Source organism: Variovorax sp. YR266 (assembly GCF_900107295.1).
Taxonomy (GTDB): Bacteria; Pseudomonadota; Gammaproteobacteria; order Burkholderiales; family Burkholderiaceae_C; genus Variovorax.
The window spans coordinates 1-6,457 of sequence record NZ_FNPM01000032.1; the positions used below are offsets into that span (position 1 = coordinate 1).

Below are 6,457 nucleotides of genomic sequence, written 5' to 3' on the forward strand. Positions count from 1 at the left end.
CGCGCCCTCATCACGCGCCCCAAGCTCATCGTCGCCGACGAGCCGGTGAGTGCGCTCGACGTATCCGTGCAGGCCCAGGTGCTCAACCTCATGCAAGACCTGCAGCAGCAGTTCGGCATCAGCTATCTGCTCATCAGTCACGACCTCGCGGTGGTCAACCATCTGTGCGACGAGGTCTGCGTGGTCTTCAAGGGCCGCATCGTCGAACGAGGCCGCCCGGCCGACCTGTTCCAGCACGCCCAGCACGAATACACGCGCACCCTGCTTTCCGCCGTTCTGCACACGCCGTCCCGCTAGCCGGGCAAGGCTTTCTTTTCCTCCACCCTCACCTCCAGGAACTATCGAATGTTGAAGCGACGCACACTCATGACTTCCGCCATGGCCGCGGCAATCCCGGGTGTCTTCCTGCCCCAGGCGCGCGCGCAGGCCGGCAAGAACACGCTGACGATCGGCATGCCGCTCGAACCGCCAGGCCTGGACCCGACGAGCGGCGCCGCATCGGCCATCGCGGAGATCACGCAGTACAACATCTTCGAGACGCTCACCAAGGTGAACGCCGACGGCTCGGTCACGCCGATGCTGGCCGAGAGCTGGACGTCGTCGCCCGACATGAAGACCTTCGTCTTCAAGCTGCGCAAGGGCGTGCGCTTCGAGAACGGCCAGCCCTTCAACGCGTCGGTGGTGAAGTTCTCGTTCGACCGCGCAGGTGGCGCCAAGAGCACCAACAAGGACAAGCGCTTCTTCAGCGAGATCGGCACCGTGGTGCTCGACGAGTACATGGTGGGCGTGAACAGCACGCTGCCCAACCCCGACCTGCCGTTCATGCTGGGGCAATCGACCGCCTGCATCGTCGAGCCCAAGAGCGCCGAGACCAACGTCACTGCGCCAGTCGGCACCGGCCCGTACAAGCTGAGCGCATGGCAGCGCGGCGCCTCGTGCACGCTGGTGAAGTCGCCGACCTATCGCGACCCGAACCTTGCGAAGACCGAGAAATTCGTCTTCCGATTCATGTCTGACACGGCCGCGCAGACCGCCGCACTGCTGTCGAACGACATCGACATCTTCCCGCGCGCGGGCACGCGCTCGGTGAGCCAGTTCAAGGGCAACCCGCGCTTCCAGGTGATCGAGGTCGGCACGCGCGGCAAGGTGATCCTGACGATCAACAACCGCAAGAAGCCGCTGGACGACGTGCGCGTGCGCCGCGCCATCCTCGCGGCCATCGACCGCAACGCCATCGTCCAGGGCGCGGCGGACGGCTTCGGCAGGCCCATCGGCAGCCACTACGCATTGGGCGCGCCGGGCTTCATCGACACCACGGCAATGAACCCCTTCGACATCGAGAAGGCGAAGAAGCTGCTGGCCGAGGCCGGCGTGAAGACGCCGCTCGAACTGCGCCTGCAGCTGCCACCGCCTTCGTATGCACGCCAGGGCGGCGAGATGATCGCGGCGCAGCTCGCGCAGATCGGCATCAACGTGAAGATCCAGAACGTCGAGTGGGCCCAGTGGCTCAGCGGCACCTTCGGCGGCGCGCACGACTTCGACCTGACCATGGTCGCACACGTGGAGCCCTTCGACCTCGTGAAGTACACCGAGCCCGACTACTACTGGGGCTACGACTCGAAGAAGTTCCGCGACCTGTTCGTCAGCATCCAGAACGAAGAGAACAAGAAGCGCCGCGCCGATCTGCTCGCCGAGGCCCAGCGCCAGCTTGCGACCGATGCGGTCAACGGCTTCCTGTACCAGGCGGTGTTCCCGACCATCGCACGCAAGGAAGTGAAGGGCCTGTGGCCGAGCATGCCGATCGTGGTGAACGACCTGGCCGCTATCTCGTGGAGCTGATGCGATGACCAAGCCCCTGTACTCCCTGAGCGTGCAGGAGTTGCACGCGGCCTACGCCGCCAAGGAGCTCTCGCCGGTGGAAGTGGTGCGCTCGGTCAACGAGCGCATCGCGGCCTACGAACCCGAGCTGCACGCGACCTGGCTCTTCCGCCCCGAGCTTGCGCTCGAGCAGGCCCGCGCCTCCGAGGCGCGCTGGCTGGCCGGCAAGCCACGCGGCACGCTCGACGGCGTGCCCGTGACCATCAAGGACAACCTCGCGACCGAAGGCGACCCGATGCCGCTGGGCACCGCCGCCTACGACCTCGTGCCGATGACGCAGGACTCCCCGCCCGCCGCGCGCCTGAAGGAAGACGGTACGGTGCTGGTCGCCAAGACCACCATGCCCGACCTGGGCATGCTGTCGTCGGGCCTGTCGAGCTTTCATGAACTCTCGCGCAACCCGTGGGACCTGTCGCGCACGCCGGGCGGCTCCAGCGCGGGTGCTGGTGCAGCGGCTGCCGCGGGTTACGGCCCGCTGCACGTGGGTACCGACATCGGCGGCTCGCTGCGCCTGCCGGCCAGCTGGTGCGGCATCTACACGCTCAAGCCCAGCTTCGGCCGCATTCCGCTGAGCACGCCCTACATGGGCCGCTGCGCCGGACCGATGACGCGCACGGTGGCCGACTCGGCGCTGATGATGGCCTCGGTTGCGCAGCCCGACGACCGCGATTATTCGGAACTGCCGGCGCCGGGCATCGACTGGACAGCCTTCGAAGTTGACCCGTCGTTCATCAAGGGCAAGCGCGTGGCGCTGCACATGGACGCAGGCTGCGGCCTGCCGCTGGACCCGCAGATCGCCGAGGCGGTGCGCCGCGCTGCCAAGCGCATCGAGGCGGCCGGCGCGCTGGTGGAAGAAATCAAGCCCTTCATGACGCCGAAGATGCTGCAGGGCATGGACCACTTCTGGCGCATGCGCTCGTGCATCGACATGCAGGCGATGACGCCGGAGAGGCGCGCGAAGATCCTGCCGTACATCCGCGACTGGGCCGAGAGCGCGGCCGGTTTTTCGGGCGCGCACATCTTCGACGCCTACAGCCAGTTCATCGCCACGCGCGCGGCCACCGTTGCCGCCACCAAGGGCTACGACTTCGTGATCTCGCCGGTGTCGCCCAACATGCCCGCGCCGGCGGACCATGCCTCGCCGACCAACGACCCGATGCTGCCGCTGGAGCACATCGGCTTCACGGTGCCCTACAACATGTCGGAGCAGCCTGCCGCCTCGATCAACTGCGGCTACTCGGCCGAGGGCCTGCCCATCGGCCTGCAGATTGCCGGGCGCCGTTTCGACGACCTGGGCGTGCTGCAGTTCAGCCGCGCCTTCGAGCAAATCCGCGAAGCACAACACCCCTGGCCAGAACCCAAGTGACCGGCCGCAAGGAGACAAAGCAAATGAACGCAACCCACTACATCGACGGCCGCCACGTGCCGTCCGAAGGCAACGTCACCATCGACGTGATCGACCCGAGCGATGGCCAGAAATTCGGCCAGATCGCGCGCGGCACCGCCGCCGACGTGGACACGGCCGTGCGCGCCGCGCGCAAGGCAATGGGCGAGAACTTCGACGGCCCCTGGGGCGCGATGACCGCGCTGGAGCGTGGCCGCCTGCTCGCCAAGCTGGGCGCCGCCGTGATGCAGCACCACGAGGAACTGGCTCAGCTCGAAGCTCGCGACACCGGCAAGGCGCTGCGCGTGGCGCGCAACGACGCGACCGCGCTGGCCCGCTACATGGAGTACTACGCCGGCGCCTGCGACAAGCTGCACGGCGACACCCTGCCCTACGAGCGCGGCTACACCGTGCTGACGGTGCGCATTCCGCACGGCGTGACGGGCCACATCATTCCCTGGAACTACCCGATGCAGATCGCGGGCCGCAGCGTTGGCGCCTCGCTCGCCGCAGGCAACGCCTGCGTGGTGAAGCCGGCGGAAGACGCGAGCCTGTCGCTGCTGCGCCTGGCGGAGATTGCGACTGAGGTCGGCTTTCCGGCCGGCGCGCTCAACGTGGTGACGGGCTACGGCAAGGAAGCCGGCGCGGCGCTGTGTGCGCACCCGGGCATCGACCACATCTCGTTCACCGGCTCGACCATGACCGGCCGCAGCGTGGGCCTGGCCGCGGCCGAGCGCCATTGCCCGGTGACGCTGGAGCTGGGCGGCAAGTCGCCGCAGATCGTGTTCGCCGACGCCGACCTGGATGCGGCCGAGCCAGTGCTGCTCAACGCCATCATCCAGAACGCCGGCCAGACCTGCTCGGCGGGCAGCCGCGTGCTGGTGGAGCAATCGGTCTACGAAGAGGTGGTGCAGCGGCTCGCGAAGCGCTTCACGGCCGTGCGCGCGGGCACGCCCGCCGAAGACCTGGACATGGGTCCGCTCATCAACGAGAAGCAGTTTCGCCAGGTGCGCGACATGGTCTCGACGGCCGAGGCGAATGGCCTGAAGGTGGCGGCGCGCGGCACGGTATCACCCAACGCGTCGGCCACCGGCTACTACCAGGAGGCCGTGCTGTTCCGCGACGTGCCGCACGACAGCGACCTGGCGCAGCGCGAAATCTTCGGCCCGGTGCTGGTCGTGATGCCCTTCGCCGACGAGGCCGAGGCTGTGCGCCTGGCCAACGGCACGGACTTCGGCTTGGTGGCCGGCGTGTGGACCCGCGATGGCGCGCGCCAGCTGCGCATGGCGCACAAGCTGCACTGCGGCCAGGTCTTCGTCAACAATTACGGTGCGGCGGGTGGTGTAGAACTGCCTTTCGGCGGCGTGAAATCGAGCGGCTTCGGCCGCGAGAAGGGCTTCGAGGCCCTGCTCGGATTCACGACCCTCAAGACCATCGCCATCAAGCACGGATGAAGACAACACATGACAACCACTGAACAGCAAGCGCCGCGCAAAGTCGGCCTCGTCGGCGTCGGCCTGATGGGCCACGGCATTGCCAGCAATATCGTCAAGCACGGCCACCAGCTCACCGTGCTGGAGCACGCGGGCAACCAACCCATCGATGGCCTGCTGAAGGCCGGCGCCACTTCGGTGAAGGACGTGGCCGCGCTTGCTGCGCAGGTCGACGTGCTGATCCTCTGCGTAACCGGCACGCCGCAGGTCGAGGCCGTGATGCTCGGCGACAAGGGCGCATTGACTGCGCTGCGCCCCGGCACGGTGGTAATCGACTGCTCGACGGCCGTGCCCGCCTCCACCGCCAAGGTGGCGGAAGCGGTGAGCGCCAAGGGCGGCAAGTTCATCGATGCGCCGATGACCCGCACCGCGAAGGAAGCCGCCGAAGGCCGGCTGAACCTGCTGGTGGGTGGCGACGCCGAGGTGCTGGCCTCGTGCCTGCCGCTGCTGCGCTGCTTTGCCGAGAACGTCACGCACGTGGGCGGCATCGGTGCGGGCCACGCGATGAAGCTGCTGCACAACTTCGTGTCGCTGGGCACCGTGGCGCTGCTGTGCGAGGCTGCTGCCTGTGCCGAGCGCGCGGGCGTGAAGCCCGATGTGTTTGTCGACGTGCTTGCCAAGGGCGGCGGCAACGGTGTGGCACTGGAACGCGTCAAGCCCAAGCTGCTGACGGGCAGCACCGATTCGCTGAAGTTCTCGATGGCCAATGCCAAGAAGGACCTGGGGTACTACAACGACATGGCGGAGCAGTCTTCTTCCAGTCATGGCATTGCGCAGGCTGTCGATGCGCTTTTGACGCAGGGCGTCGAGAAATTCGGGCCTGATCGGATGGTGCTGGATCTGGTCGAAGCGCTGCGCTGATTTCTTGTTGTGTTCTGTGCGCCGTTGTTCAGGGCGCGTGCACAGGACACCGGGTACTCCCCTCCGCGAATGTCCCCCGGGGCTGCGCCCCTCCTCCTTTATTTCGCTGCGGGGAGCACCCGATGCCCTGCGCACGATGAGCGCGGCTGTGGCGTTGGCGGTTCGACCGCTGCGGCGAAGGGCTGGCGTCGGCCACGGTCGACATTGGTATGACTGCGTTCGATGCCCGCTTCAGACTGCAAAGCAGACATCCGTAACGGTCGGGTGGACGGCAGCACAGGGCCCTAAGCGGCTGTACGCATCGCTCCGAAACGGTCACTCATAAAAGGCCCTGGCTTGCTTCTGCGGCTTCTATGGACATAGTTATCCTCACAAACAGGACATCCTCGGTTCCACGTGTACAGCGAATGAACGGCGCAGTATGGCGCTTGCTCGATTGGAGCGAATGAAGTCACCGTCAGTTGCTCGGTTCCGGCTTCGACGAATGCCGGTAGCCTTCCAAGCTCGACGTGCACGTCCTCCCATCCCAGGAGGTGGAAGAGTTCAATTGGCCGACCCGCATCCACCGCTGCACCTAGCAGTCGGTGAACGTCGATTTCTCTCCACCCGGTCTGGGCGGCCATCCACCGTCGAAATTCTCGCTTTTCGTCTCGGCGAATCTTGGCCCACACCGAGAACTCAGCTACCTCAGTCATGCATTTGATCCCTATGGCTTCGCGCAGGCGCCTCTCCCGGCAGACCGCTTCTGGCCGACAGCCGCTATGCCTTACGGAACAGCAACATGTCAGGGGCGTTTGGTTGCGTCAATCGGTTCAGCATAAGCCCGCCACTTTTTGGCATC

At 66.4% G+C, this 6,457-nt stretch carries 4 protein-coding genes and 1 pseudogene; all 5 read left to right on the forward strand.

Annotated elements, in window-relative coordinates; genetic code table 11:
- Positions 1-297: pseudogene (locus tag BLW48_RS34665) on the forward strand (peptide ABC transporter ATP-binding protein); the annotation flags it as partial.
- Between the two features lie 48 nt (positions 298-345).
- Entirely contained in the window at positions 346-1,839 is a 1,494-nt protein-coding gene (locus tag BLW48_RS34670) for an ABC transporter substrate-binding protein (protein ID WP_093083039.1), read from the forward strand.
- Between the two features lie 4 nt (positions 1,840-1,843).
- Complete coding sequence (locus BLW48_RS34675) at positions 1,844-3,244, forward strand: amidase (RefSeq protein ID WP_093180222.1); 1,401 nt, start codon at positions 1,844-1,846, stop codon at positions 3,242-3,244.
- Between the two features lie 23 nt (positions 3,245-3,267).
- Positions 3,268-4,716, forward strand: coding sequence for an aldehyde dehydrogenase family protein (locus BLW48_RS34680; RefSeq protein WP_093180224.1), 1,449 nt, complete (start codon positions 3,268-3,270; stop codon positions 4,714-4,716).
- A 9-nt stretch (positions 4,717-4,725) separates the two neighbouring features.
- A complete protein-coding gene (locus BLW48_RS34685) occupies positions 4,726-5,616 on the forward strand; it encodes an NAD(P)-dependent oxidoreductase (protein WP_093180225.1) in 891 nt (296 codons plus the stop codon).
- Positions 5,617-6,457 lie beyond the last annotated feature (841 nt).

Coding starts and splice junctions, on each gene's coding strand:
- BLW48_RS34670 (WP_093083039.1), top strand. CDS start 346: ATGTTGAAGCGACGCACACTCATGACTTCCGCCATGGCCGCGGCAATC.
- BLW48_RS34675 (WP_093180222.1), top strand. CDS start 1,844: ATGACCAAGCCCCTGTACTCCCTGAGCGTGCAGGAGTTGCACGCGGCC.
- BLW48_RS34680 (WP_093180224.1), top strand. CDS start 3,268: ATGAACGCAACCCACTACATCGACGGCCGCCACGTGCCGTCCGAAGGC.
- BLW48_RS34685 (WP_093180225.1), top strand. CDS start 4,726: ATGACAACCACTGAACAGCAAGCGCCGCGCAAAGTCGGCCTCGTCGGC.